The organism is Mycolicibacterium llatzerense (assembly GCF_025331195.1).
GTDB lineage: Bacteria > Actinomycetota > Actinomycetes > Mycobacteriales > Mycobacteriaceae > Mycobacterium > Mycobacterium llatzerense.
Genome location: NZ_LXOV01000001.1, coordinates 2,158,363 through 2,183,387, shown reverse-complemented (window position 1 = coordinate 2,183,387; position 25,025 = coordinate 2,158,363). Strand labels below are relative to the sequence as shown.

25 protein-coding genes and 2 pseudogenes are annotated in these 25,025 nt (G+C 68.0%); 9 read left to right on the top strand and 18 right to left on the bottom strand.

Annotation, left to right across the window (positions count from 1 at the left end; translation table 11 throughout):
- Nucleotides 1-43 precede the first annotated feature (43 nt).
- From A7G45_RS10775 to thiO, 6 genes are read right to left on the bottom strand one after another with little or no spacing between them, the layout of a single operon-like run.
- Entirely contained in the window at nt 44-787 is a 744-nt protein-coding gene (locus A7G45_RS10775; protein ID WP_061009317.1) for an ABC transporter permease, read from the bottom strand.
- Nucleotides 784-1,692, bottom strand: a complete 909-nt coding sequence (locus A7G45_RS10770; protein ID WP_061003627.1) for an ATP-binding cassette domain-containing protein — start codon at nt 1,690-1,692, stop codon at nt 784-786. Before A7G45_RS10770 ends, A7G45_RS10775 begins: the two co-directional genes overlap by 4 nt.
- Before the next feature lie 34 nt (nt 1,693-1,726).
- On the bottom strand, nt 1,727-2,497 hold the full coding sequence (locus A7G45_RS10765; protein WP_260936700.1) for an SGNH/GDSL hydrolase family protein: 771 nt from the start codon (nt 2,495-2,497) through the stop codon (nt 1,727-1,729).
- The gene (gene thiG, locus A7G45_RS10760; RefSeq protein WP_256370123.1) at nt 2,494-3,237 is read right to left on the bottom strand and encodes a thiazole synthase; all 744 of its coding nucleotides are present in this window, start codon (nt 3,235-3,237) and stop codon (nt 2,494-2,496) included. Before thiG ends, A7G45_RS10765 begins: the two co-directional genes overlap by 4 nt.
- Before the next feature lie 22 nt (nt 3,238-3,259).
- Nucleotides 3,260-3,457, bottom strand: coding sequence for a sulfur carrier protein ThiS (gene thiS / locus A7G45_RS10755; protein WP_064860070.1), 198 nt, complete (start codon nt 3,455-3,457; stop codon nt 3,260-3,262).
- The gene (gene thiO, locus A7G45_RS10750; RefSeq protein ID WP_276555117.1) at nt 3,451-4,458 is read right to left on the bottom strand and encodes a glycine oxidase ThiO; all 1,008 of its coding nucleotides are present in this window, start codon (nt 4,456-4,458) and stop codon (nt 3,451-3,453) included. The genes thiS and thiO overlap by 7 nt, the downstream gene beginning before the upstream one ends.
- Nucleotides 4,459-4,601: 143 nt before the next feature.
- On the opposite strand from thiO, the gene thiE reads away from it, so the two are divergent.
- On the top strand, nt 4,602-5,270 hold the full coding sequence (gene thiE / locus A7G45_RS10745; protein WP_064860069.1) for a thiamine phosphate synthase: 669 nt from the start codon (nt 4,602-4,604) through the stop codon (nt 5,268-5,270).
- Here the strand turns inward: thiE and A7G45_RS10740 are convergent.
- Nucleotides 5,260-5,745: an NUDIX hydrolase gene (locus A7G45_RS10740; protein WP_174557639.1), complete on the bottom strand. Its 486-nt coding sequence runs from the start codon at nt 5,743-5,745 to the stop codon at nt 5,260-5,262. The two genes, thiE and A7G45_RS10740, sit on opposite strands and share 11 nt — an antisense overlap.
- A gap of 144 nt (nt 5,746-5,889) precedes the next feature.
- Between A7G45_RS10740 and glnX the strand changes: the two genes are divergently transcribed.
- The 3 genes and pseudogenes from glnX to A7G45_RS10725 all read left to right on the top strand — a co-directional run.
- Nucleotides 5,890-7,206 (top strand): protein kinase G-activating protein GlnX, encoded by a 1,317-nt coding sequence (gene glnX / locus A7G45_RS10735; protein WP_260936694.1) that lies wholly within the window; start codon nt 5,890-5,892, stop codon nt 7,204-7,206.
- An 8-nt stretch (nt 7,207-7,214) separates the two neighbouring features.
- On the top strand, nt 7,215-8,168 hold the full coding sequence (locus tag A7G45_RS10730; RefSeq protein WP_260936691.1) for a glutamate ABC transporter substrate-binding protein: 954 nt from the start codon (nt 7,215-7,217) through the stop codon (nt 8,166-8,168).
- A gap of 254 nt (nt 8,169-8,422) precedes the next feature.
- A pseudogene (locus tag A7G45_RS10725) lies at nt 8,423-10,486 on the top strand (serine/threonine-protein kinase PknG); the annotation flags it as partial.
- A gap of 142 nt (nt 10,487-10,628) precedes the next feature.
- Here the strand turns inward: A7G45_RS10725 and A7G45_RS10720 are convergent.
- From A7G45_RS10720 to fgd, 4 genes are all read right to left on the bottom strand, one after another.
- Nucleotides 10,629-11,501, bottom strand: a complete 873-nt coding sequence (locus tag A7G45_RS10720; RefSeq protein ID WP_377042056.1) for a cytochrome c oxidase assembly protein — start codon at nt 11,499-11,501, stop codon at nt 10,629-10,631.
- Between the two features lie 81 nt (nt 11,502-11,582).
- Entirely contained in the window at nt 11,583-12,707 is a 1,125-nt protein-coding gene (locus A7G45_RS10715; RefSeq protein WP_260936687.1) for an acetate kinase, read from the bottom strand.
- Nucleotides 12,704-14,773, bottom strand: a complete 2,070-nt coding sequence (pta, locus tag A7G45_RS10710) for a phosphate acetyltransferase (protein WP_260936685.1) — start codon at nt 14,771-14,773, stop codon at nt 12,704-12,706. Before pta ends, A7G45_RS10715 begins: the two co-directional genes overlap by 4 nt.
- Before the next feature lie 29 nt (nt 14,774-14,802).
- Nucleotides 14,803-15,813 carry a glucose-6-phosphate dehydrogenase (coenzyme-F420) gene (gene fgd, locus A7G45_RS10705; protein WP_043398306.1) on the bottom strand — a complete coding sequence of 337 codons (1,011 nt, stop codon included), beginning with the start codon at nt 15,811-15,813 and terminating at the stop codon, nt 14,803-14,805.
- Between the two features lie 35 nt (nt 15,814-15,848).
- Here fgd and A7G45_RS10700 point away from each other — a divergent pair, with 35 nt between their 5' ends.
- Nucleotides 15,849-16,583, top strand: coding sequence for an MBL fold metallo-hydrolase (locus A7G45_RS10700; RefSeq protein WP_260936681.1), 735 nt, complete (start codon nt 15,849-15,851; stop codon nt 16,581-16,583).
- Nucleotides 16,584-16,598: 15 nt separating this feature from the next.
- Here A7G45_RS10700 and A7G45_RS10695 read toward each other — a convergent pair whose 3' ends face one another.
- Together A7G45_RS10695 and A7G45_RS10690 are read right to left on the bottom strand one after the other, a co-directional pair.
- Entirely contained in the window at nt 16,599-16,877 is a 279-nt protein-coding gene (locus tag A7G45_RS10695) for a hypothetical protein (protein ID WP_260936680.1), read from the bottom strand.
- 162 nt (nt 16,878-17,039) lie between these two features.
- Complete coding sequence (locus tag A7G45_RS10690) at nt 17,040-18,242, bottom strand: FAD-dependent oxidoreductase (protein ID WP_260936677.1); 1,203 nt, start codon at nt 18,240-18,242, stop codon at nt 17,040-17,042.
- 75 nt (nt 18,243-18,317) lie between these two features.
- Between A7G45_RS10690 and A7G45_RS10685 the strand changes: the two genes are divergently transcribed.
- Complete coding sequence (locus A7G45_RS10685; RefSeq protein WP_260936675.1) at nt 18,318-19,178, top strand: SDR family oxidoreductase; 861 nt, start codon at nt 18,318-18,320, stop codon at nt 19,176-19,178.
- Between the two features lie 8 nt (nt 19,179-19,186).
- Here A7G45_RS10685 and A7G45_RS10680 read toward each other — a convergent pair whose 3' ends face one another.
- Nucleotides 19,187-19,630, bottom strand: a complete 444-nt coding sequence (locus A7G45_RS10680; RefSeq protein ID WP_260936673.1) for a VOC family protein — start codon at nt 19,628-19,630, stop codon at nt 19,187-19,189.
- Between the two features lie 165 nt (nt 19,631-19,795).
- Here A7G45_RS10680 and A7G45_RS10675 point away from each other — a divergent pair.
- Nucleotides 19,796-20,815, top strand: a pseudogene (locus tag A7G45_RS10675) (YbfB/YjiJ family MFS transporter); the annotation flags it as partial.
- Nucleotides 20,816-20,854: 39 nt separating this feature from the next.
- Here A7G45_RS10675 and A7G45_RS32505 read toward each other — a convergent pair.
- Entirely contained in the window at nt 20,855-21,784 is a 930-nt protein-coding gene (locus A7G45_RS32505; RefSeq protein ID WP_260936671.1) for a LysR family transcriptional regulator, read from the bottom strand.
- A gap of 121 nt (nt 21,785-21,905) precedes the next feature.
- On the opposite strand from A7G45_RS32505, the gene A7G45_RS10665 reads away from it, so the two are divergent.
- Nucleotides 21,906-22,619 carry an SDR family NAD(P)-dependent oxidoreductase gene (locus tag A7G45_RS10665; RefSeq protein WP_260936669.1) on the top strand — a complete coding sequence of 238 codons (714 nt, stop codon included), beginning with the start codon at nt 21,906-21,908 and terminating at the stop codon, nt 22,617-22,619.
- On the top strand, nt 22,606-22,983 hold the full coding sequence (locus tag A7G45_RS10660; protein ID WP_308204064.1) for a YybH family protein: 378 nt from the start codon (nt 22,606-22,608) through the stop codon (nt 22,981-22,983). Before A7G45_RS10665 ends, A7G45_RS10660 begins: the two co-directional genes overlap by 14 nt.
- Nucleotides 22,984-22,987: 4 nt before the next feature.
- Here A7G45_RS10660 and A7G45_RS10655 read toward each other — a convergent pair whose 3' ends face one another.
- The 3 genes from A7G45_RS10655 to A7G45_RS10645 are packed head-to-tail and all read right to left on the bottom strand — an operon-like array spanning nt 22,988 to nt 25,024.
- Nucleotides 22,988-23,380 (bottom strand): hypothetical protein, encoded by a 393-nt coding sequence (locus A7G45_RS10655; RefSeq protein WP_260936664.1) that lies wholly within the window; start codon nt 23,378-23,380, stop codon nt 22,988-22,990.
- 10 nt (nt 23,381-23,390) lie between these two features.
- Nucleotides 23,391-24,614, bottom strand: a complete 1,224-nt coding sequence (locus A7G45_RS10650; protein WP_260936662.1) for an O-succinylhomoserine sulfhydrylase — start codon at nt 24,612-24,614, stop codon at nt 23,391-23,393.
- Nucleotides 24,611-25,024 carry a rhodanese-like domain-containing protein gene (locus A7G45_RS10645; RefSeq protein WP_043398286.1) on the bottom strand — a complete coding sequence of 138 codons (414 nt, stop codon included), beginning with the start codon at nt 25,022-25,024 and terminating at the stop codon, nt 24,611-24,613. Before A7G45_RS10645 ends, A7G45_RS10650 begins: the two co-directional genes overlap by 4 nt.
- Nucleotide 25,025 lies beyond the last annotated feature (1 nt).

The following is a 25,025-nucleotide window of genomic DNA, read 5'->3' as shown; positions in this document are numbered from 1 at the left end:
GTGCGCCAAACCAATTCGGCCGTTGAGAGCAGACACCCATGCCCTACGGGTCGCGGCGGGTGACCACCACGAGCGCCAGCATGAACACCGCCGCCGCAACTGCGGCGAAGTAGAGGGCCGCGCCGGCCGGTCCCCACCACAACGAGAACGTCTGGAACCAGGGGGTCCTGGTGAAGGTGTACGCGTTCCCGAAGGGCAGCCACGGTCCCACCCGTGCGCCGACCTGAGGAAGCGCGCCGAGCACCGGTTCCACGACGAACGGCATCAACAACACCACCGCGACCACTGCCGCCGCGTGCCGCAACAACCCGCCCAGACCGACCGCCAGCACCGCGCCCAGCACGGCATACAGCGACATCGTGCCGATCGCACGCCAGACCTCCGCGTTCGAGAAGGACAACTCCTCGGCCTGCTCTGCGGTCACCAACGACGCCGCGAACGCGATCGAGCCCGCCACCATGACCGCGGTGACGACCGCGGAAAGCGCCGCCGTCACGAGCGCTTTCGCTGCCAGTGCCCACGCTCGGTTGGGGGTGGCCAGGAACGTCGTGCGGATCATGCCGGAGCGGTACTCCCCGGTGATCGACATCGCGGACAGGATCATCAGCACCGGCACACCGAAGACGCTGACGCCGATGGCCGCCCGCTCGGGCTTGAGCACCCCGTGCGGACCCAGTGCCGCCGCCTGTATCGCGGCGAACCCCAGACCCACCACCGCAACTGTCAGGATGAGCCAGATCGGCGACCGCGTGGTCTGCAGCTTGATCCGCTCGGCGTTGATCGTCATGGCGCACCCACCGCCCGGTAGTCGACGGCGTCGTCGGTCAGTCGCATGTACGCTTCCTCCAACGAGGCCTGCTGGGCGGCCAATTCGTGCAGCACGATTCCGTGACCGGCAGCCAACTCCCCCACCTGCTCCGTCGAGATTCCGCGAACCAGCAGCACGCCGTCCGCCAATTGCGCCGACGCATCCTGCGCCGTCAGCAACTCATGAAGACGCTCCAGCTGCGGGCTGCGGACCCGAATGGTGTCGCTCCCGGAGCTGGTCAGGAACTCCGCCATGGTGCTCGAGCTGATCAACTGTCCCCGCCCGATCACCAGCAGCCGGTCCGCTGTGTTCGCCATCTCGGCAAGCAGATGACTGGACACCAACACCGTCCGGCCCTCAGATGCCAAGTCGCGCATGAGCGTCCGAATCCACCTGATGCCCTCGGGGTCCAGCCCGTTCACCGGTTCGTCGAACAGCAGCACTTCGGGATCACCCAACAGCGCCACGGCGATGCCCAACCGCTGCGACATCCCGAGCGAGAACGTGCCGGCCTGTTTACCCGCGACATCGGTCAATCCGACGATGTTCAGTACTTCATCGACACGGGCCTTCGGCAGCTTGTTGCTGGCGGCCAGCCACCGAAGGTGAGCGCGCGCCGTGCGATTGGGATGCACCTGACGGGCATCGAGCAGCGCACCGACGCTGCGCAGCGGATGCTTCAGCTCGTGATAGGTCTTGCCCAGCACCGTCGCGATGCCGGAGGTCGGCCTGTCCAGCCCGACGATCATGCGCATCGTGGTGGATTTACCGGCGCCGTTCGGCCCGAGGAAACCGGTGACGAAACCGGGCTCGACGGAACAGGTCAAATCATCGACGGCGCGTTTGCGCCCGAAAACCTTTGTCAATCCCGTCAGCTGGATCATCGCCGGACAACCCCCTTGCCTGATGGCAGCGCCATCAGGCGCACGATACGCGTTCGATCACCATCTGCGCGACGGCGCGCATACCCGCGGCGTTCGGGTGCAGCGGGGCCACCCGGCCCGGCAGTGGCAGATGAAACGCCGTGGTCCAGGGATCGGCCGACCACGCATGGTGCGCACGGCTGGCAGCTGCGACCGGCACCAGTTCACATCCGGCCGCCGCGGCCGCGGCGGCCGTCAGCTCGGCCAGCCGGGCGGCGACGTGCCGGCCCAGCTCGGCATCGGCCGCACCGATCGGTGGTGCGGGCACTCCCGCCGGCGGCAGCAGCGTCAGGTAATCGACGAACAGCACCCGGGCCCGCGGCGCACGTCGACGCACCTCTCGCCCAACGGTTTTCAACGACTCACCCACGACGTCAAGGGCCTGGTCCCGTTCCGCCGGGTCGAGCAGGCCGCGCAGCCGCCCGCCGACGACGGGCACCGACCGCAAGAACCGCGGCAGGCAGGCCGCCCCGAGCATCAGCACATAGCCGGCGTCGTTGCCGCCGATGGTGATGGTGACCAACGACTCGGATCCGTCGAGCGCGTCCACCTGCGGCGGCTCACCGAACTGCCGCTCGGTGAGCACGTGGGCGGTGGTGGAACCCGAAAAGGTCACGTCGACAAGGTCGTAACCGAGCTGCTCGGCGACGAGATGCGGGTAGTTGACCGCCGACCGGCCGGATCGCTTCGGCGCGCCGGGCGCGCCCGGCGCGATGCCGGGCCCGGCGGCCATCGAACTACCGAGGGCGACATACCGCGTCGTCATAGCGCGGGGCTGGATGCCTGCGCCCAGAACCGCTTGGGCACGCGGCCCGCCCGCGAGGCCAGCCGACCCGCGGTGACCGCCGCCGCCATGGCGGCGGCCATCATCGGCGGATCCGAGGCCCGGGTCACCGCCGTCGCGAGAAGCACTGCGTCACAACCCAGTTCCATGGCCAATGCGGCATCGCTGGCCGTGCCGATGCCGGCGTCGAGCACCACCGGCACGCCGGCGGCCGCGACGATCATCTCGATGTTGTGCGGGTTGGAGATGCCCAGCCCCGTGCCGATCGGCGCGCCCAACGGCATCACCGCCGCGCAGCCGGTGTCCTCCAGCCGGCGCGCCAACACCGGGTCGTCGTTGGTGTAGGGCAGGACGACGAAGCCGTCATCCACCAATTGCTCTGCGGCGCGGACCAACTCGATGGCGTCCGGCAACAGGGTGCGCTCGTCGGCGATCACCTCGAGTTTCACCCAGTTGGTCTGCAGCGCCTCGCGCGCCAGTTGCGCCGTCAGCACCGCTTCGGCCGCGCCGCGACAGCCGGCGGTGTTGGGCAGCGCGGCGATGCCGAGCTTGTTCAGCAGATCGAGTACACCGGTGCCGGTTTCGGCGTCGATGCGCCGCATCGCGACAGTGGTCAGCTCGGTACCCGAGGCGACGAGTGCCTCCTCCAGGATCGAAAGATTCGCCGCACCGCCGGTGCCCATGATGAGCCGCGAACCGAACTCCCGGTCGGCGATGCGCAGGACATCGGCCGACGTACAGACCTCAGCCACCTTGCACCGCCGTCACGACCTCGATCTTGGCGCCCTCGGCCACGACGTCGTCCCATTCCGACCGGGGCAGCACCGTCCAGTCGACCGCGACGGCGATGCCCTTGTCCGGAAAGCCCAGGGTGCCAATCAATTCGGCGACCGTGGTGCCTTCGCGAATCTCCACGCTCTCATCGTTGACTGTGATCAGCACAGTGCCACCTTCTCTCTCGCATCGCCCTTCAACAGGTCCGAAATCCGTTGTGCGGTCCAGGCGGCCAGCAGAAAGCCGTTCCTCCCGTGACCGGTGGCCGCCAGGGTGCGGTCATCGAGCCAGCCCACGATCGGCAGGCCGTCCGGGGTCATCGGCCGCAGTCCCGCAGCACATTCGGCAAGTTCGTATTCGCCGAGGGCAGGTATCACCGCACAGGCGTCATCGAGAAGGTCGCGCACTCCGGATACCGCCGGCGCGGTGTCCCGGCCGTGCTCGTACTGGGTGGCGCCTACCACCACACCGTCGGCACGCGGCACCAGATACACCTGCCGACCGTGCACCCGAGCGCGAATCACCCGCTGCGGCACCGGCATACAGCCCTTGCGCCACCGTAGCCGCAGTATCTCGCCCTTCACCGGACGCACCGGCAGCCCGGGCCACAGTGCCGGCGCGTCGATCCCGTTGGCCAGCACGGTGACATCGGCGTCGCGCGTCTTGTCGAGGGAATCGACCGGTCCGGCCCATTGCACACCCAGGCGGTCGCAGTGCGCGATCAGCCCCTCGACCACGAGGCGGTTGTCGACGGCCAGTTCGGTCTCCGCCCGGAAGCCGTGCCGAATCCCCTGCGCCAGCAACGGTTCGATGTCACGGGCCGCGGTGGTGACCGTGACGGGATGCCCCTGCGCCGCCAGCCACTCGGCGACCGTACGGACGTCGGCCGCGTCTGCCCGGTCGACCGCCACCACGAGCGAGTCGCGGGCCGTCACCACGTCGTCAGGCAGGCCGTCGAGGAAGCCGTCATGCCACAACGCCAGCGAGTCCAGCCCCACCTGCAACTGGTCCTGCTCACCCGGCCAGCCCTCGGAGTGCGGCGCGAGCATGCCGCCGGCGACCCAGGAGGCGCCACGCGCCTCGGTCCGGTGCACGCGCACCGACCACCCGTCCAGCGCCGCGCGCCGGGCCACGGCCAGACCGATGACGCCGCCGCCGATTACCGCCATGCCAGCCGGCACGATGATTCCTCTCCCTTCGCCGGCATGATCCGGATCAGGTGTGACGGTAAGGGTAGGACGACCCCACTCTCAGCCCCCGGTCCCGGGACTCCCGTGTGTGCGGCGTCCACGGTAGTCGCTACCGTCGCGCTGTGTCTAAAGCCTTCGAGCGTCTGCAGTCCGCGTCCCTGTACCTGTGCACCGACGCCCGCCGGGAGCGCGGTGACCTGGCCGAGTTCGCCGACGCGGCACTCGCCGGTGGCGTGGACATCATCCAGTTGCGGGACAAGGGCTCGGCCGGTGAAGCACAGTTCGGTCCGCTCGAGGCCAAGCAGGAGCTCGAAGCGCTGGAGGTGCTGGCCGACGCGGCCAGGCGGCACGGCGCGCTGTTCGCGGTGAACGACCGGGCCGACATCGCCCGCGGCGCCCACGCCGACGTGCTGCACCTCGGCCAGGACGATCTGCCGCTGGCCCTCGCCCGCGACATCGTCGGGCCGGATCCGCTGTTCGGCCGCTCGACGCATGACGAGCAGCAGCTGGCCGTCTCGGTGACCGAGGACGTCGACTACTTCTGCGTCGGCCCGTGCTGGCCGACGCCGACCAAGCCGGGCCGCACCGCGCCGGGCTTGGAACTGGTCCGCGCGGCGGCCGCGACGGGTACCGACAAACCCTGGTTCGCCATCGGCGGCATCGACCTGGCGCGGGCCCCCGAGGTGGTGGCCGCCGGTGCGCGGCGCATCGTCGTGGTCCGGGCGATCACCGCGGCCGAGGATCCGGCCGCGGCAGCGCAGGCACTCAAGCAGGCCCTGCCTACGAACTGAGCGGGATACTCGCCGTCACGCTGCGCAGCTGTTCCCAGCTGGCGGCGAATCCGGGATGCAGCGGCAGCGACGCGACGTCGTCCTCGGAGACCCACCGCAGCTCGACGCTCTCGCGGTTGGGCACCGTCGCGAGTTGTTCGGGTGCGTCGGCGATCACCGTGGTGTACGTCCACACCTCGCCCATCGCGATCGCGGTGACCACGGTCGTCCGGACCGTCAGCTGCTCGGCCAGCAGGCCGGCCTCCTCGTAGGCCTCGCGGACGGCGGCCTCCTCGACGGTCTCGTGGCTGTCGCGCGCCCCACCGGGCAGTGCCCAGGTGCCGCCTTGATGGCTCCATGGCGCGCGGTACTGCAGCAGCACCGCCGCTCCGCCGCCCGGCTGCGGCGCCCGCAGCAGAAGTCCGGCCGCACCATGGCGACCCCAGAAGTGGGAGCCGTCAGCCGCGAGCACCCATCCGTCACCGTCGCCCTGCACGAATCCCACAATAGGGAACGTCGCGAAAGATTTGGGGGACCGGGCCGACCGGTAATCCACCCCCTACGCGCCGCAAGCTCTTAGACTTCTATTAAACGAGTTCGGCAGGGCCAACGGGTCAGGAAAGTTGAGGTCGGCGCACACGTGACGGTGGAGTTGGCGCACCCTTCGACCGAGCCGGTGGTATCTCGGTCCCCCGGGACTCCCGCGCACACTCGATGGTGGTTCATGTGGACCACCCCCGGCCGCATCCTCCTGATCGGGTTGATGCTCGCCAGCCTGGTCCTCGCGTGTGCCTTCGCCACCTCGACCACGATCCACGCCCGCCAGCAGGCCCTGACCACCGTGCTCGACCACACCGAGCCGCTGGCGTTCGCGGCCGGCCAGCTCTACACCACGCTGTCAGTCGCCGATGCCGCCGCCGCGACCGCCTTCATCGCCGGCTCGGAGCCGGTGGATCTGCGGCAGCGCTACGAGCAGGCCATCACGGACGCCGCCGTCGCCGTCACGGCCGCGTCCAGTGGCATCACCGACGAGCCCATGGTCAAGGTGCTCGGGCACATCAATGCCGAGCTGGCGGTCTACACCGGCCTGGTGGAGACCGCGCGGACCAACAACCGCGCCGGCAACCCGGTGGGTTCGTCGTACCTGTCCGAGGCGTCATGGCTCATGCAGACCCAGATCCTGCCCGACGCCCAGCGGCTCTACGAGAACACGTCCGCACGCGTGAATTCGGAGACCAGCGGCTCGTCACAGGTGCCCGCGCCGGTGATCCTGGTGGTCGCGGCGACGCTGATGTTCGGCTTCTTTTCCAACCGCTGGCTGGCCCGGCACACCCGCCGGCGCGTCAACATCGGCTTCGTCGCCGGGGGCATGGCGGTGCTGATCATGATCGTCTGGATAGGTGCCACCCTCGTCATCTCTACGGCGGACACCCGGCATGCCCGCAACACGGCGGCATCGCTGCAGACCGTGACCAGCATGGCCATCACGGCGCAGCAGGCGCGTGCGGACGAGACGCTGTCGCTGATCCGGCGCGGCGACGAGAGCGTCCGCAAGCAGTCGTACTACCACCGCATCGACGCCCTCCAACTGCAGCTGGCGGAGTACATGCGCCGGCCCGATGCGATCGGCAAGAAGGACCTGACGGGCGCCGATCAGCTGATCCGCCGCTGGCGCGCCGCCGACGACCGGATCAACGCCTACATCTCCACCGGCAATTACCAGTCCGCCACGCAGGTGGCCCTTGGCACCAGCGAGGACGATTCGACGCCGGCCTTCGACAAGCTCGACGAGGCCCTGTCCAAAGGCATCGACGAAAGCCGCAAGCAGCTGCGCAGCGACATCCTGAACGGACGTCAGGCCCTGTCCGGAGCGACGGTCGGCGCGGCGGCGCTGAGCCTGGCTGCGGCCCTCGCGGTGGCGCTCGGGCTGTGGCCGAGGTTGAGTGAATACCGATGAGTTTTTCGATGCGTGCGCGTTTGGTCCCGGTGATGGTCGCGGTGCTGGTGGCCGCCGGCTGCGGCGAGGCCGCACCGCCGGTGGCGCCGCAGAGCATCACCATCGCACCGCCGACACCGGCGGGCATGGAGGTGCAGACCGCGGTTCCGGACCTGGGCCCGGAGGACAAGTCCGACTGCACCGCGAGCCTGCGGCCGTTCCCGACGCCCGAGGCCGCGGCGGCGGCGGTCACCAACATCAAGGACCGCGGCCGGCTGATCGTCGGGCTCGACATCGGCAGCAACCTCTTCACGTTCCGCGACCCGATCACGGGGCAGATCACGGGCTTCGACGTCGACATCGCCGGCGAGGTGGCCCGCGACATCTTCGGCACGCCATCACAGGTCGAATACCGGATCCTGTCGGACAACGACCGGATCTCGGCGCTGCAGCACAACCAGGTCGACATCGTGGTGAAGACCATGAGCATCACCTGCGAACGACGCAAACTGGTCAACTTCTCCGCCGAGTACTTCTCCGCGAAACAACGGATCCTCACCACCCGGGGCTCCGACATTCGCCGGCCGACGGACCTGTCGGGCAAGCGGGTGTGCGTCGTGAAGGCCACCACCTCGAAGGCACGACTGCAGCGCATCACCCCGCCGCCGGTCCTCGTGGAGGCCATCACCTGGGCCGACTGCCTGGTGGCATTGCAACAGCGGCAGGCCGACGCCGTGTCCACCGACGACGCCATCCTGGCCGGCCTCGTGGCCCAGGACCCGTACCTGCACATCGTCGGCCCCAACATGGCCGAGGAGCCCTATGGCATCGGGATCAACCTGAACAACACCGGGCTGGTCCGGTTCGTGAATGGGACGCTGGAGCGGATTCGCCGCGACGGCACGTGGAACACGTTGTACCGCAAGTGGTTGACCGTGCTGGGCTCGACGCCGAACCCGCCCGTGCCGAGGTACAGCGACTGATGCCCGAAAGCGAAGCGACGACCGGCCCCGTGGACGCGGGTCCCGTGGACGCGGGCCCTGTCGAAGCGGGTCCTGTTGACGCGGGTCCGGACACCGACCCCGGCACGCAGGCCGTTGAGGTGACGTGGGATTCGCTGGCCACCATGCGGCCGATGGGCACGCAGGCGGTGTTCCGGCCGCTGTTCGACGACTCGATGAGCATCCCGGTGCCCGTTCCGCCCGAACGTGAATCGGCGCCCACCAGCGTCGCCACCGCCACGACCCGGGTTTCGCCCGTCCGGCGACTCGGCGGCGGCCTGGTCGAAGTGCCGCGGATGGTGGATCAGGATCCGCTCGCGGCGTTGATGACCAACCCCGTGGTGGCCGAGGCCAAACGCTTCTGCTGGTCCTGCGGCAAGCCGGTCGGCCGCTCCGAAGACGGCAAGCCCGGCCAATCGGAAGGCTCATGCCCCCATTGCGGAAGCGCGTATTCGTTTCTGCCGCAACTGAGTCCGGGCACCATGGTGGCCGATCAGTACGAAGTCAAGGGTTGCATCGCCCACGGTGGGCTGGGCTGGATCTACCTGGCGCTGGACACCAACGTCAACAACCGGCCGGTGGTGCTCAAAGGTCTGGTGCATTCCGGAGATGCGGAGGCACAGGCGATCGCCATGGCCGAGCGCCAGTTCCTGGCTGAGGTCACGCATCCCGCGATCGTGAAGATCTTCAACTTCGTCGAGCACGCCGACAAGCACGGCGACCCCGTCGGCTACATCGTGATGGAGTACGTCGGCGGCACCTCACTGAAACAGGTGAAGGGCGCCAAACTGCCGGTGGCCCAAGCGATCGCCTACATGCTGGAGATCCTGCCGGCGCTCGGTTACCTGCATTCGATCGGTCTGGTCTACAACGACCTCAAGCCCGAGAACATCATGTTCACCGAGGAGCAGCTCAAGCTCATCGACCTCGGCGCGGTGTCACGGATCAACTCGTTCGGATTCCTGTACGGCACACCGGGTTACCAGGCACCGGAGATCGTCCGGACCGGGCCGACGATCGTCACCGACATCTACACCGTCGGCCGTACCCTGGCCGCCCTGACCCTGGATCTGAAGACCGACAGAGGCCGCTACGCCGACGGGCTGCCCGAGGACGATCCGATTCTGGCCCAATACGATTCGTTCGGCCGGCTGCTGCGCCGCGCGATCGACCCCGACCCGCGCCGGCGGTTCGGCAGCGCCGAGGAGATGTCCGGGCAGCTGCTCGGCGTGCTGCGGGAAGTCGTCGCCCAGGACACGAGGACGCCACGGCCCGGCCTGTCCTCGGTGTTCAGTCCGTCGCGGTCGACGTTCGGCGTCAACATGCTGGTGGCCCACACCGACGTCTACATCGACGGTCAGCAGCACACCGAAAAGATCACCGCCCCAGAGATTGTCCGGGCCCTGCAGGTGCCATTGGTCGACCCGGCCGACGTCGGCGCGACGGTGCTGTCGGCCACCGTGCTGAGTCAGCCGGTGCAGACGCTGGATTCGTTGCGCGCCGCCAGGGAGGGGTCGCTCGATTCGGAAGGCGTGGATCTGTCGCAGTCGGTCGAGCTGCCGCTGATGGAAGTGCGCGCCCTCCTCGACCTCGGCGACGTGGCCAAAGCGAACCGGAAACTCGAGAACCTGGCCGACCGGGTCGGCTGGCATTGGCGGCTGGTGTGGTTCCGCGCGGTCGGCGAGCTGCTGGCGGGCAACTATGACGCGGCGACAAAGGATTTCACCGAAGTCCTGAACACCCTGCCGGGCGAGCTGGCACCGAAGGTGGCGTTGGCGGCCACTGCTGAACTGTCCGGATCGGCCGCAGAGCGCGCGTTCTATCAGACGGTGTGGAACACCGACAACGGCGTCATCTCGGCCGGTTTCGGCCGCGCCCGCGTACAGGCGATGGCCGGAGACCGGGAAGCCGCCGTCCACACCTTGGACGAAGTGCCCGCCACCTCAAGGCATTTCACCACCGCACGACTGACCAGCGCCGTCACCCTGCTGTCGGCACCCACCACCGCCGACATCACCGAACGCCAAATCCGTGACGCCGCACGCCGAGTCGAGGCGCTGCCGGAATCCGAGCCGCGGGTGCTGCAGATCCGGACACTGGTGCTCGGCACGGCCCTGGACTGGCTGGCCGACAACACTGCCAGCACCAACCACATCCTGGGCTTCCCGTTCACCGAATACGGACTGCGCCTCGGCGTCGAGGCATCCTTGCGCGGGCTGGCCCGCGTGGCGCCGACCAAGGCGCACCGCTACGCGCTGGTCGACCTGGCCAACAACGTGCGGCCGATCAGTACCTTCTAGCTCGGTGCGGCGCGTCGCGCCTGGCGTGTCGTCTCTCCTGCAACACAGTCGATCCGGAGCCGTCAACTTTCCTTGACCGTCAAGGAAAGTTGACGCCTCCCATTCGAATACGCCAAGAGAGAGGACCGCGCAGCGCGCCGGCTCACCGGTAGCGGTCACGCAATTGCGGATCGTTCTGCCACCATAGGCCGCTCACCGGTGCATCGTCGGCCGTCTCGACGCCGGGTGCGGCAGCCGGTGCAGACGGGGCGGCGAAGGCAGCGGCGTCGAGCTCCGCATCGACCTCGGCGGCCTTGCGCCGTTCGTCAGAACCCAAGGCGCGCATGAGCAAGAGGATGAAGGGCACGCCGAGTACGTCACCCAGAATCCACAGGATGCCGGCGCCGAACGTCTGGTCCTGGCGGATGCCCGGCCCGAAATCGCGGTGCAGGCCGGCGTAGTAGTCGTAGGCGATCACCGGGCCCAGCCACAGCACCACCCCGAGGATGCCGTCGCCGAGGCCCTCGGCCACGCTGATCCCGATGGACAGCAGTGGCGGGTAGCGCCGCGGCACCGGGTCGACCTGCAACCTCGCGTAGAAGTAGCCAAAACCGATGCCCAGCAACACAAGTCGTGTCAGCGACGCGAGCGGTCCGGTCATCGATGCGACGTACCAGGGCGTCAGGTACAACAGCCACGGCGTCGCCAGCATCAGCACGGACGTCACCGGAGGCGACAGGAACACCCGCGCGACAACCGAATTCAGCACCGCATCAACCCGCTGCCCAGCCGCCGGGCCGAGCGCCGCGCGCACCGTCGCGACCGGGCGACTGAGCGCCAGAAAGAACGGCACCACGTACAACAGCAGCAGGAGTTGAAGCGCACGCAGCCAGAACAGCGACGGCGCGTAGACCGCGACGGCGCTGAGCGTCGACAACGCCCACACTGTGATGGCGACCCCGAAGGACCACCGCTGCGCGCTCGGCACCGGGACCCGTCGATGAGCCCAGACCACGGCACCGATGGCGAGCAGCATCAGCACCACCGATATGGGGTCGAACGTCCCGGTCAACAAGGGCACGAGGCGCAAACTACGCCTCAACCCTGGCAGGTTCCTTCAGGCAACCTTGCAGAGGTCGACGCAGGCCCGCGCGATGGCCAGCTCTTCGTTGGTGGGAATGACCAGCACGCTCACCGGTGAGGTGTCCGTGGAGATCCGCCGGGGCCCGCGGTTCGGGGACAGGTTGCGCTCCTCGTCGAGCTCGATCCCGAGCGCCAACAACCCGGCGAGCGCATCGCGGCGGACGGCGGCGTCGTTCTCCCCCACGCCGGCGGTAAAGGTGATGACGTCGGCCCCACCCAGCAGGGCCAGGTACCCGCCGATGTACTTGCGCAGCCGGTGGATGTACACGTCGTAGGCCAGTTGGGCTGCCGCATCTCCGGCATCCATCCGCTTGTGCAGTTCGCGGAAATCGGTGGCGCCGCCCAATCCCGATACGCCCGAGCGGCGGTTCAGCATGACGTCGATGTCCTCGACCGCCATCCCGGCAGCGCGCGACAGGTACATGATGACGCCGGGGTCGACGTCGCCGGAGCGGGTGCCCATCACCAGACCCTCCATCGGCGTCATCCCCATCGAGGTGTCGATCGGCCGGCCGCCGGCGATCGCCGAGGCCGACGCGCCGTTACCCAGATGCAGGACAATCTGATTCACCGATTCGAGGGGCAGGCCGAGGAACTGCGCGGCCTGTTCGCTGACGTACTGGTGCGACGTGCCGTGGAAGCCGTATCGCCGAATGTGCCACTGCTCAGCGACATCCCGGTCGATCGCGTACTCGGCGGCGGCCGCCGGCAGGTCGTGGAAGAATGCCGTGTCGAACACCGCGATGTGGGGCGCATCAGGCAAGAGCGCGCGCGCCTCGGTGATACCCAGCACCGCGGGCGGATTGTGCAGCGGTGCCAGCGGGGCCAGCTCGTCGAGCTTGGCGACCAGCGCATCGTCGATCAATGTGGGCCGGTAGAACTGCCGCCCGCCGTGCACCACGCGGTGCCCGACGGCCATCACGTCGTCGGTGGAGACTCCGACGGAGCTGACGGCGTCGAACACCTGCTGCAGCGCGGCGCGGTAGTCGACGACGCGCTCGACGACGCCGTCGACCAGGGACTCGCCCGTATCCGGCTGCACCAAGCGGTATTTCACCGAGGACGAACCGGAGTTGAGCACCAGGACCGGCTGACTCATTTCGCCCCCTGCGCCTGGATGGCCGTGATCGCGACGGTGTTGACGATGTCCTCCACCAGCGCACCGCGCGACAGGTCGTTGACCGGTTTGTTCAGACCCTGCAATACCGGTCCGATCGCGATGGCACCGGCGCTGCGCTGCACCGCCTTGTAGGTGTTGTTGCCGGTGTTCAGGTCCGGGAAGATCAGCACCGTCGCGCGGCCGGCCACCGGCGAATCCGGCATCTTGGTCGCGGCCACCGACGGCTCGACCGCGGCGTCGTACTGGATCGGTCCCTCGACCAACAGCTCCGGCGCCCGCTTCCGAACCAATTCCGTTGCCGCCCTGACCTTGTCGACGTCGGCACCGGTGCCCGAATCTCCGGTCGAGTAGGACAGCATCGCCACCCGCGGCTCGATCCCGAACTGCGCGGCGGTCTGCGCCGAACTGATCGCGATGTCGGCGAGTTGCTCGGACGTCGGGTCCGGCACGATCGCGCAGTCGCCGTAGGCCAGCACCCGGTCCGCCAGGCACATCAGGAAGATGCTCGACACCGTGGAGATGTCCGGCGCGGTGCGGATGATCTCGAACGCCGGGCGCACGGTGTGCGCCGTGGTGTGCGCCGCACCGGACACCATGCCGTCGACCATGTTGTTGTGCACCAGCATGGTGCCGAAATACGAGACATCGTGGATGATTTCGCGGGCCTGCTCCAGGGTGACGCCCTTCTTCTTGCGCAGTTCGGCGTACTGCGCCGCGAACTGGTCACACAGGTCGCTGGTGCGGGGATTGAGCACCACAGCGGCCGACAGGTCCAGGCCCAGCTCGGCGGCCCGCGCCCGCACCGTCGACTCGTCACCGAGGATCGTCAGGTCGGCAACCGAACGGGCGAGCAGCCGGCCCGCCGCCCGCAGGATCCGGTCATCATCGCCTTCGGGCAGCACGATGCGCCGGCGATCGGCCCGGGCCCGGTCCTGCAATTGGTGCGTGAACATCTGCGGCGTGACGACCGACGGGATCGGAACCGCCAGCTGGGCAAGCAGATCCGCGACGTCGACATGCTCGTCCATCAAGGACAGTGCCGTGTCGACCTTGCGCAGCGACGTAGCCGTCACCCGGCCCTTCGCCGTCGACGCGGCGCGGGCGGTGTCGTAGGTACCCAGCTCGGTGGCCACGATCGGCAACCGCAAGCCAAGGCCCGCAACCAGTTTCGCGATCGCCGGATGCAGTGGCAGGCCGCCGTTGAGGATGAGGCACGAGATCGACGGAAAACCTTCCGCGGCATGGGCACTGGCGATGGCCAGCACCACGTCCGAACGGTCGCCCGGCGTGATGACCGCCATTGACTCGCGCAGCCGCTCCAGGCAGTGCTCGGCTGTCATGCCGGCGACCATCATCCCCATGACCTCGCGGGTCAGCAGCTCTTCGTCACCGCTGATCAGTTCGCCCTGTACCGCGTCCCGCAGCTCCGCCACCGTCGGCGCGGCCAGCAGCGGCTCCTCCGGCAGCACATAGCTTTTCGGCGAGAACCGCTGCAGTGCGGCGGCGACGTCGGCCAGTTCGTCCGGGTCGCACCGGTTGGCCACCACTGCCGCGGTGTGCGCGTGCTGGGCCGTCAGTTCGGCCAGGCACAGCTCCACGACATGGGCCACCTCGCCGGGCGTGCGATCGGCGGCCCGCACCGAGAGCAACACGGGCGCACCGAGATTCACCGCGATGCGGGCGTTCATCGACAGCTCGCTGGGCGAGGCGACATCGGTGTAGTCGCTGCCGACGATCACCACCGCGCCGCATTTGTCGGCCACGCGGTGGTACCGGTCGACGATGTCCGCGATCGCGGCGTCGGGGTCGTCGTGCAACTGCTGATAGGTGACCCCGGCGCAGTCGTCGTAGTCCAGGCCGGCCGTGCTGTGCGCGAGCAACAACTCGAGGATGTAGTCACGACCGGTGCCGGCCCGCACGATCGGACGGAACACCCCGACATTGGCGACCGTGGCCGCCAGCCGGTGCAACAGCCCTAGCGCAATGGTCGACTTACCGGTGTCGCCTTCAGGCGAGGCGATGTAGATCGCGGTGGCGTCAGGCACTGCGTCAGCCTACCGAGCCTGGCCGACCGTCAGCCGAGTTTGCGGAGGCGCGGCTCCAGGTCGGTCTTGAACAGCTCCAGGAACCGGCGCTGGTCCTGCCGGGGGTCGTGGAACACCAGGTGGTTCAGGCCCCAGTCGACGTATTGCTTGACCTTCTCGACGGCTTCGTCCGGATCAGAAGCGACGATCCAGCGCTTGGCGACCTGCTCGATGGGCAGCGCGTCGGCTGCCGCTTCCATCTCGATCGGGTCTTCGATGGAGTGCTTCTGCTCCGCGGTCAGCGACAGCGGCGCCCAGAACCTGGTGTTCTCCAGAGCCAGTGCGGGATCCGGGTCGTACGAGATCTTGATCTCGATCATCCGGTCGACGTCGTCTGGGTTCTTGCCGGCGGCCTCGGCGCCCTCGCGCATGGCGGGGATCAGCTTGTCCTTGTAGAGCTCTTCGCCCTTGCCGGAGGTGCAGATGAAGCCGTCGCCCGCGCGGCCCGCGTACTTGGCCACCTGGGGCCCGCCCGCGGCGATGTAGATCGGGATGCCGCCCTCGGGCACGTCGTAGATCGAGGCGCCCTTGGTCTTGTAGTACTCGCCGTCGAAGTCGACGCGGTCGCCGTTCCACAGCTCACGCATGAGGCGCACCGATTCGCGCAGCCGGGCGTAGCGCTCCTTGAACTCGGGCCATTCGCCTTCATAGCCGGTGGCGATCTCGTTGAGTGCCTCACCGGTGCCGATGCCCAGGAAGATCCGGTCCGGGTACAGGCAGCCCATGGTCGCGAAGGCCTGCGCGATGACGGCCGGGTTGTAGCGGAACGTCGGGGTCAGTACCGAGGTGCCCAGGAGCAGCCGCTCGGTGCGCTCGCCGACCGCGGTCATCCAGGCCAGGGAGAACGGCGCATGGCCGCCGGTATGGCGCCACGGCTGGAAGTGATCACTGACGGTGGCGCTGTCCATGCCCGCCGCCTCGGCAGCCACTGCCAGCTCCACCAATTCACGCGGCGCAAACTGCTCCGCCGACGCCTTGTAGCCCAGTCTGAGTTCAGCCATGAGTCTTTTCTACCCCCTTGCCTACACTCGTCGACATGGCGGTAGTCCTAAGCGCGATCACCGAAAATGTGCACTTCGCCCAGACCGACCTGGTGAACTGGACCCTGGTCAGCGATGACAGCGGGGTGATCCTGATCGACGCGGGCTTCCCCGGCCAACGCGACGATGTGCTCAGCTCGCTGCGTGACCTTGGCTTCGAGGCCGGCGACGTGCGGGCGATTCTGCTCACCCACGCTCATGTCGACCACCTCGGCGCAGCCATCTGGTTCGCCAAAACCCATGGCACGCCGGTGTTCTGCCACGGCGCCGAAGTCGGCCACGCCAAACGCGAGTATCTGGAACAGGTTTCACCGGCAGACCTGCTGGCGCGGGCCTGGAACCCGCGGTACCTGGCTTGGTCGATGCACATCGTCGGCAAGGGCGGGCTGGTTCGCGAGGGCATCCCGACCGCGCAGGCACTCACCGAGGACGTCGCGGCGACGCTGCCGGGCAGCCCGCAGGTGATCCCCAGCCCGGGGCACACCGGCGGGCACTGCTCCTACGTGTTCGGCGACGTGCTGGTGGCCGGCGACGCCGTGGTCACTGGTCACCCGCTGATCACCAAGGGCGGCCCCCAGCTGCTGCCGCACATCTTCAATCACGACCAGGCGGCGTGCGAACGCAGCCTGTCGGCGCTCGGCCTGCTGGACACCCAGGTGCTGCTGCCCGGCCATGGCCCGGCGTGGCGTGGTCCGGTCCGGGAGGCCACCGAGCTGGCCTTGCGGCGCTGAGCCGAGCCGCCCGCCTCAGTGCTTGACCAGCTGAATCAGCAGCAGGAACACCCCGGTGAACATCAGGCCGCAGGCCACCGTCGCAGTGGGCATCAAGACCATGTGGTGGAGCTCTTCATCGTCAAAGATGTTGTCGCCTTGGGCATCACGATCAAGCGGACCGTATATCAGCCGTCCGAAACCAGAGCATCGCACCGCACGAGCTGCCCGGCGGAACGGGTGTTCGGCGGGCGTCTTCGTGGCGTACAACCGCACCGCCAATCCCACTCCGAACACCAGCACCGCGCTGGCCATCAGCAACCACGCGACCGACCACCCGGAGAGCACGCACCAGCGTATCCACCGGATCGCTTGGGCGACCCGAATTCTGCAGCCTCTATGCGGGGATTCGGCCCGCGGTGAGGTTGCTGACGTCGGTGGAGAATTCGGCGGCGTCAGTTCGGCCGGTCGTCACGACTAGTGGACGTCCGGGGTCCGCACGTGCTCGGGACGGAAACCGCGGCCGACGAGCAGCGGCGGAATGTATTGCAGCGGACCCTTTCCCACGAATGACGGCACCGAGATCGGTGACAGGTCGCCGGCCAGATTGGGCTCGATCACGCGGTTCTGGGCCAGTACCTGGCCGGCCTGGATGATGCGGGTCGGCAACTCCCGGCGGCGCTGCACCTTCGCCAGGTCGGCGTCTGCGAGCAGGCCGTTGCGCAGGGGGCCGCACAGGATGTTGGCGGCGGCGACCGCGTCGGCCACCGCCAGGTTGATGCCGACCCCGCCGGCCGGCGACATCGCGTGCGCGGCGTCGCCGATGCACAGCAGCCCGGGCCGCCACCAGGTCTTGAGCCGGTCCACGCGCACATCGAGGTGGCTGGTGTCGTCCCAGGAGCGCAGATCCTCGACATGCTCGCGGAGCTGCGGCCGCACCGACACCAGCCGGGCCTTGAAGTCGTCGAGCGATCCAGCCTGTGGATTGGTGCCTTTCGGCATGAGGTACGCGACCTGCCAGTAGTCGCCGCGATAGATCATCGCCATCAGCAGACCCTTGCGGATGATCCCGAACAGCTCCTGCGGATCGCCTTCGCGCCAGCCGAGCCGGAACCACAGCACGTCCATCGGGCTGTGTGCGCTCGCCATCTCGAGCCCGGACGCCTCGCGCACCGCGGACTTACGGCCGTCGGCGGCCACCACCAGGTCGGCGCGCACCTCCAACTCGGGTGTGCGCACGCCGACCACCTGACCACTCTCGATGATCAGGTCGGTCACTTCGGCGTTGCGGATCAGGGTGAATTCCGGGTAGGCGGAGGCCTTTTCCGCGAGGAAGTCCAGGAAGTCCCACTGCGGCATGAGCGCGATGTAGGGCTCGGGGAAGCGCAGCGCCCTCAAGGCCCCGAAACTGCCGAAGGTCCGCAGGGTGCCGTCGGCGTCCATGCAGATCCGGTTGATCTTGGTGTGCGGCAGCTTCAGGAACTCGTCGACGAACCCCAGCTCGTGCATGATGCGCAACGTGGTGGGGTGGACGGTGTCGCCGCGAAAGTCCCGCAGAAAGTCGTTGTGCTTCTCCAGCACGACGACATCGATCCCGGCGCGGGCCAACAGCAGTGCATGCACCAGACCCGCAGGTCCACCACCGGCTACACAAACCTGAGTCCGCAGGGTGCGCGTCATGCCCTGACAGTAGCCCGCCGGGGCGGCCAAATACGGGCTTCATTTCAAAACTTGACACGTGTAAAGTTTGCGGCCATGGACAACATCAGCGGCAAGACCATCGCGATCACCGGAGCCGCGCGAGGTATCGGCTATGCCACCGCCAAGGCCCTGCTCGCCCGTGGCGCGCGGGTCGTCATCGGTGACCGCGACGTCGCGGTGCTCGAATCGGCGGTCTCCGACCTGGTCAAACTCGGCCAGGCCACCGGGTACCCGCTGGACGTCACCGACCGCGAATCTTTCGAGGTGTTCCTGGACAAGGCCCGCAGCGACGGCGCCGGCCACCTCGACGTGCTGATCAACAACGCCGGCGTCATGCCCATCGGCCCGTTCCTGGACGAGTCGGAAAAGTCCATCCGCTCGGCGATGGAGGTCAACCTGTACGGGGTCCTCACCGGCTGCCAGCTGGCACTGCCCGAGATGATCGCCCGTCGCCGCGGCCACATCATCAACATCGCGTCACTGTCCGGCCTGATTCCGCTGCCCGGCCAGGTCGTCTACAACGCCACGAAGTTCGGCGTGGTGGGGTTGACCACCGCCCTGGCCGACGAGGTCGCGCCGCACGGAGTCGAGGTGTCGGTGGTCATGCCACCGTTCACCCGCACCGAATTGATCTCGGGCACATCGGAAACCATGGCCATCAAGCCCGTCGAACCGGAAGCCATCGCCGAGGCGATCGTCAAGACGCTGAACAAGCCCAAGACCCACGTCTCGGTGCCCGCAGCGCTCCGATTCACCGCCCAGGGCGCACAGCTGCTCGGCCCGCGGGGCCGCCGCTGGATGAACAAGGTGCTCGGACTCGACACCGTGTTCATGACCTTCGACGCCGCCAAACGACAGAGCTACACCGACCGCGCGCAGGCAGCGTTGGGCGTCGTGGAAAAAGATCCGAACTGACCCACCCGCTACCGCCCCGGCAGGCGCGTGGTGATCTCCTGCAGCACCCAGCCGTTGCCGTCCGGGTCCTCGAACGAGGCGAATGACGCATAACTGCGGCGCTCCGGATCGGGACCGTCGACGCGTCCGGCGGTGCCGGCGCGGTGGAATACGCCATCCTCGTCGTGAAAGACCTCGCTCACCTCGATGCCCCGGCTGACCAGTTCTGCACGCGCCGCGACAACGTCGTCGACAATCAAGTACAGGCCCTGGACGGACCCGGGCGCAGCAGCTGAGACACCGGCACCGAATATCACCGACGCGGCAGAGCCAGGCGGGGTCAACTGGATGACCCGGAAGTCCGCGGTGGTCGCGACGTCGGCGTCCAACCGCCACCCCAATGACTCGTAGAAGTCCTTGGCGCGGTCGACATCGGATACGGGCAATACCGCGATCTCGAATTTCATGTCCATGGTGAAGCTCCTTCGTTCCAGGTATTTCGCTGTGCCGCCTTCGTACGGCAAAGGTGGGAGCGCCGCAGCCGGACCGGGAATTCCGGTTCGACTACGAGGCGATTCCTTTCAGCTGCAAGGAGATAGGTCGTGGCCGGGGACGGCCCCGGCACGCACCATGGGGCCATGCGCAGCTCAGCCTGGCTCTCGATCGCCCGCGCCGCGGCGGCGCTGGCCGCGGCGATGGGCATCGGCCGGTTCGCCTATACGCCGATCCTGCCGTTGATGACGGCCCACGCCGACCTCACGGCGCAGGCCGCGGGACAGCTGGCCACCGCCAACTACGTCGGCTACCTGATCGGCGCGGTGGGTGCCGCTGCCTCGCCCCGGCTCGCCCGTTCCGTGGCCGCCTGCCGGGCGTCTCTCGTGGCCCTGGTCGCGACGCTGGCGGCAATGCCATTGAGTACCAACGTCATCGAATGGAGCGCCCTGCGCCTGGTCGCCGGGATCGCCAGCGCGCTGGTGTTCGTGATCGCCGTCAACACGCTCATGGATCACGGCCATCCGGCCCACCACGCCGGCTGGGCATTCAGTGGCGTCGGAATCGGTATCGCCCTGTCCGCTGCCCTGCCGGCCACCAAAGACTGGCAGGGCGCGTGGTGGGCGGCGACCGCATTGGCCGCACTGCTCAGTGCTTGCGCCTGGCACATGCACCCCGGCACATCCGGCGAGACAGCGACAGCTCCCGCGGAACGCGAAGCGGGCGCCCGCGGTCCACTGGTCCTGCTGATGGCCAGCTATTCCCTCGAAGGCGTCGGCTACATCATCGCGGGCACGTTCCTGGTCGCCGCCGTCACGCAGCAGTCACCGGGCGGGCTCGGCAGCGCGGTGTGGCTGCTGGTCGGCCTGGCCGCAGCACCGTCAGCAGCGCTCTGGGCACGCTTCACCGGCCGCTTCTCGTACGCGGCGTTGCTCGTCGCCGCGTTGGTGCTGCAGGCCGCCGGAATCGCCTGGGCGGGAACAGGTAACGGCGCCGCCGCGCTCGTCGGGGCGGTCCTGTTCGGCGGCACCTTCATCGGCATCAGCACCTTGGCTCTGGTCGCGGGCCGCGCGCTGCAGTTCCCGGGTGCCGTCGCGCTGCTGACGACGGGCTACTCGGTGGGCCAGATCGTCGGACCGGTCGCAGTGGCACCCCTGCTGCACAACGGATTTCAGCAGGCGCTGCTCGCCGCCGCGGCCGTCGTGTTACTGGCCGCCCTGGCCGCGCTGCTGATGTGGGTCAGTGGCCGGCAGCCACGCCGCGGCATCGATGCCCAGGGCGCTGGCGTCACGCGTGAGCGCGTCGACGACAGCGTGCACGGCAGGGTTGTCTTCTCCCCGCCGCCACACCAGTGACCAGGTCCACAGCGGTGTCGGTTGAATCACCGGACGGCGCACCAGGTCTCGCGGCAGCGCATCCGTCTGGCCCCGGGGGTTGTTGAGCACCGGCCTGCCCAGTTGCCGGACGTGCTCGAAGAACGTCGGACCCGTGACGCCGCCGTCGTCGGTGCGCATCACCCGCGCGCCGGTATCCGCGGCGAACTGCTCGCCGTAGCGGTTCCACGACTCCCAACTCGCCGTGTCCGAATCCACCAGCACCAGAGTGTCTTTCGCCGCCACCGGCGACTCGTCCGTGCCGACGCACAACGCGAACAGCCGGTCCACCCCCATCAGTCGCGCCTCCAGCGACAACGCTTCCAGGTCGGCGTTCTGCACCCAGCAGATGGCCAGGTCGAGGACACCGTCCGCCACCCGGGTCGCCTGCGTGTGTGACGGCATCACCCAGGTGTCGACGCGCAACTGCGCGACGCCCGCCGCTCGTTCCGCGAGATCGGTCGGGCACCAGTTGACGTAGCCGATGCGAATGGGCTCCGAGTTCGACAAACCGATTGCCCGCCTCCGGAATTCATCGGCCTGGGCCACCAGCGACCGGGCGTGGGGCAACAGCGACGCGCCCGCGGCTGTGAGGCGCACCGACCGGCGATCGCGATCGAACAGTTCCACCTTGAGGTCGCGTTCGAGCGCCTTGATCTGCTGGGACAGCGACGGCCCGGCGATCCGCAGCCGCTCGGCAGCACGACCAAAATTCAGCTCATCGGCAACGGCGACGAAGTACCGAAGTTGCCGCAGTTCCATGGCCACAGCGTAGTAGGCAGCACCTACCAGTAAAGAGCCAATGCGTCCCGTGACGCGGGCATCGGCCCGGCCCCGGCCGCGGTTGTGGAGGACATCAACATCAACCGAAAGGAACCACCCCATGAGCACAACGCCCCGCGTCGCGATCATCACCGGCGCATCCCAGGGCATCGGCGAAGCCCTGGTCGACGGATACCGCAAGCTGGGCTACGCCGTCGTCGCCAACTCCCGCACCATCGCGCCGAGCGACGACCCCATGGTGCACGCGGTCGCGGGTGACATCGGCCGGCCCGGTGTCGGCCAGCAGCTCGTCGACGCAGCGGTCGAGCAGTTCGGCCGCGTCGACACCGTGGTCAACAACGCGGGCATCTTCATCGCCAAGCCGTTCACCGAGTACACCGACGAGGACTACGAGGCCATCACCGGGGTGAATTCACGCGGATTCTTCGAACTGACCCATGCCGCCATCAGGGCGATGGCAGGCCAGGGCGACGGCGGCCACGTCGTCACCATTTCCACCAGCCTCGTGGACCAGGCCAACTCGCAGGTGCCGTCGGCGTTGGCGTCCCTGACCAAGGGCGGCCTCAACGCCGCGACGAAAGCACTGGCCGTCGAGTACGCAACCCGCGGAATCCGCGCCAACGCAGTCGCTTTGGGCACCATCCGGACCCCGATGCATGCGCCGGAGACCCACGAGTTCCTGTCTGCGCTGCACCCGGTCGGTCACATGGGCGACATGTCCGACGTCGTCGACGGCGTGCTATATCTGGAGCACGCCAAGTTCGTCACCGGCGAGATTCTGCATGTGGATGGTGGTCAAAGTGCCGGGCACTGAAAGAGCTGAAGCAGCCGCGACGGTACGCAGCGTTCTCGACCGGTGGCAGGCGGGCATCGCCGCCCACCGGCCGGACCAGGTCGCCGCGGTGTTCACCGAAGACGCTATATTCCAAGGACTTCGGCCCTACAGCGTCGGGCGCCAAGGCGTCTGCGACTACTACGACTCCCAGCCCGTCGGGCTGACGGTGGACTACCGCATCAACGAGATCCGGGAACCCGCCGACGGTGTCGTGCTGGCCTACACCCGGGCAGATTTCACCCTGCCCGACGGGAAAGTCACCAGCCTCAACCTGAGTGTCCTTGCCACGCAAGGCGATGCGGGCTGGCAGATCGCGCACTACCAGGTTTCGCCCGTCACCTGACGAATCAGAACTGCGGCGCGGGATCCCCGACGCGGTAGCCCTCGATGACGTCCAGGTTCGCCATCAACTGCTCGACGGTGAAGCTGTAGATCGCGCCGTCCTCTTCGGTGCCGACGAGGATCAGCTGTGGCTGGTCCGGATCGGAGACCCAGATCCTGGTCACCAACTCGCGCGGATCGTCCTCGGTGGATTCGAAGCCCGACGGCGGGTAGTACCAGATCAGGTATTCGTCGTTGGAGTAGTCGGAATCGAATACCCAACCGCGCGGCAGGATTTCGCCCGCGATCCGCCCGACGGCCTCGACCTCGGCATGCACCTCGTCAGGCAGCCAGTTGGCGTTCCGCGTGGTCTGCCGCTTCTTCCGACGGGCCTTCTTGGTTGCGGACTGCTTGGACATCCGAATCCCCCTAGCTCAGCGCCTGGTCCAGGTCGGCGATCAGATCCTCGGTGCCTTCGAGCCCGACGGAAATCCGCACCACACCGTCGCCCAGACCGATCGCGGCCCGACCCTCCGGCCCCATCGCTCGGTGCGTGGTGGTGGCCGGGTGGGTGATCAGCGTCTTGGAGTCACCGAGGTTGTTCGAGATGTCGATGACCTGCAGCTTGTCGAGCACCTCGAACGCCCGGTCCTTGCCGCCGTCAAGTTCGAACGTGACGACGGTGCCGCCACCGCTCATCTGCCGCTTGGCCAGGTCGTGCTGCGGATGTGACTGCAGGAACGGGTATTTCACCCAGTTCACGCCGCGCACGCCTTCCAGGAACTCGGCCACCCGCTGCGCGGACCGGTTCGAGTAGTCGACCCGAATGGCCAGCGTCTCAAGACCTTTCAGCATTGTCCAGGCGTTGAACGCGCTCATCGCCGGACCCGTGTGCCGCATCAGCTGCTGCACCGGTCCGTTGATGTACTCCTTGTCGCCCAAGATGGCGCCGCCGAGCACCCGGCCCTGGCCGTCGATGTGCTTGGTCCCCGAGTACACGACGATGTCGGCACCGAGCTGCAAGCCCTGCTGCAGCAGCGGCGTCGCGAAGACGTTGTCCAGCACCACCTTCGCGCCGGCCGCATGCGCCAGCTCCGAGACCGCGGCGATGTCCACCAGCGACTGCATCGGGTTGGACGGCGTCTCGAAGAACACCGCGGTCGTCGGCACCGACAGTGCTTCCTCCCACTGCGACAGGTCGTCACCGTCGACGAAGACGGTCTCCACACCCCAGCGCGGCAGGATCTCGTTGCAGACCACGAAGCACGACCCGAACAGGCTGCGCGCCGCGACCAACCGGTCACCGGAGGCGAGCAGCGCACCGAGTGCGGTGAACACCGCGGCCATGCCGGTCGCTGTCGCAAAAGCAGCGGGCGCGCCTTCGATGAGCCGCAGCCGTTCCTCGAACATCTGGATGGTCGGGTTGCCGTAGCGCGAGTAGACGTAGCGGTCGATCTCGCCGGTGAACGCCTGCTCCGCGGCAGCCGCCGACTCGTAGACGTACCCCGAGGTGAGGTACATCGCCTCGGCGGTCTCCTCGAACTCGGACCGCAGCAGCCCGCCGCGCACGCCGATGGTCGCCTGGCTGACGCCGTCCGGTAGCGGCGCCGGGACCCGGACCGAGGGCACACCGTCGGCGTTGAGGCCCCTCACGACTGAACCCACGGCAGTCCGATGGCGCGCCAACCGCTGCCACCGCGATGCCGCTGTCCGTCGAGGTTGCCCTCGAAGCCGTCGAGCACGTTGTACGACGGGCCGATGCCCGCCGCGGTCGCGGCCTCGGCGGCACCGATGGAACGGTTACCTGAGCGACAGAGGAACACCACCGGCCGCTCGCCGGGTGTCACGCCGGCGGCCAGCAGGTCGTCGACGAATCCGTCGTTGCGCCTGCCGTCGCCGGACACCCACTCGATGTACACAACGTCACGACCGAGGCTGGAGATGTCAGGCACGCCCACCCAACGCCATTCGGCGTCGGTCCGGCAGTCGACAAGCACCGCCTCGGGGTTGTCACTGAGCAGGTCCCAGGCCTGCTGCGGCGTGATATCTCCCGCGTAGCTCACG

What these genes read in the sequence shown, in the direction of transcription:
- A7G45_RS10775 (WP_061009317.1), bottom strand. Translation starts at nt 787, where the DNA reads ATGACGATCAACGCCGAGCGGATCAAGCTGCAGACCACGCGGTCGCCG.
- A7G45_RS10770 (WP_061003627.1), bottom strand. Translation starts at nt 1,692, where the DNA reads ATGATCCAGCTGACGGGATTGACAAAGGTTTTCGGGCGCAAACGCGCC.
- A7G45_RS10765 (WP_260936700.1), bottom strand. Translation starts at nt 2,497, where the DNA reads ATGACGACGCGGTATGTCGCCCTCGGTAGTTCGATGGCCGCCGGGCCC.
- thiO (WP_276555117.1), bottom strand. Translation starts at nt 4,458, where the DNA reads ATGGCGGTAATCGGCGGCGGCGTCATCGGTCTGGCCGTGGCCCGGCGC.
- A7G45_RS10730 (WP_260936691.1), top strand. Translation starts at nt 7,215, where the DNA reads ATGCGTGCGCGTTTGGTCCCGGTGATGGTCGCGGTGCTGGTGGCCGCC.
- A7G45_RS10720 (WP_377042056.1), bottom strand. Translation starts at nt 11,501, where the DNA reads ATGCTGCTCGCCATCGGTGCCGTGGTCTGGGCTCATCGACGGGTCCCG.
- A7G45_RS10715 (WP_260936687.1), bottom strand. Translation starts at nt 12,707, where the DNA reads ATGAGTCAGCCGGTCCTGGTGCTCAACTCCGGTTCGTCCTCGGTGAAA.
- fgd (WP_043398306.1), bottom strand. Translation starts at nt 15,813, where the DNA reads ATGGCTGAACTCAGACTGGGCTACAAGGCGTCGGCGGAGCAGTTTGCG.
- A7G45_RS10700 (WP_260936681.1), top strand. Translation starts at nt 15,849, where the DNA reads ATGGCGGTAGTCCTAAGCGCGATCACCGAAAATGTGCACTTCGCCCAG.
- A7G45_RS10695 (WP_260936680.1), bottom strand. Translation starts at nt 16,877, where the DNA reads ATGGCCAGCGCGGTGCTGGTGTTCGGAGTGGGATTGGCGGTGCGGTTG.
- A7G45_RS10690 (WP_260936677.1), bottom strand. Translation starts at nt 18,242, where the DNA reads ATGACGCGCACCCTGCGGACTCAGGTTTGTGTAGCCGGTGGTGGACCT.
- A7G45_RS10685 (WP_260936675.1), top strand. Translation starts at nt 18,318, where the DNA reads ATGGACAACATCAGCGGCAAGACCATCGCGATCACCGGAGCCGCGCGA.
- A7G45_RS10680 (WP_260936673.1), bottom strand. Translation starts at nt 19,630, where the DNA reads ATGGACATGAAATTCGAGATCGCGGTATTGCCCGTATCCGATGTCGAC.
- A7G45_RS32505 (WP_260936671.1), bottom strand. Translation starts at nt 21,784, where the DNA reads ATGGAACTGCGGCAACTTCGGTACTTCGTCGCCGTTGCCGATGAGCTG.
- A7G45_RS10665 (WP_260936669.1), top strand. Translation starts at nt 21,906, where the DNA reads ATGAGCACAACGCCCCGCGTCGCGATCATCACCGGCGCATCCCAGGGC.
- A7G45_RS10655 (WP_260936664.1), bottom strand. Translation starts at nt 23,380, where the DNA reads ATGTCCAAGCAGTCCGCAACCAAGAAGGCCCGTCGGAAGAAGCGGCAG.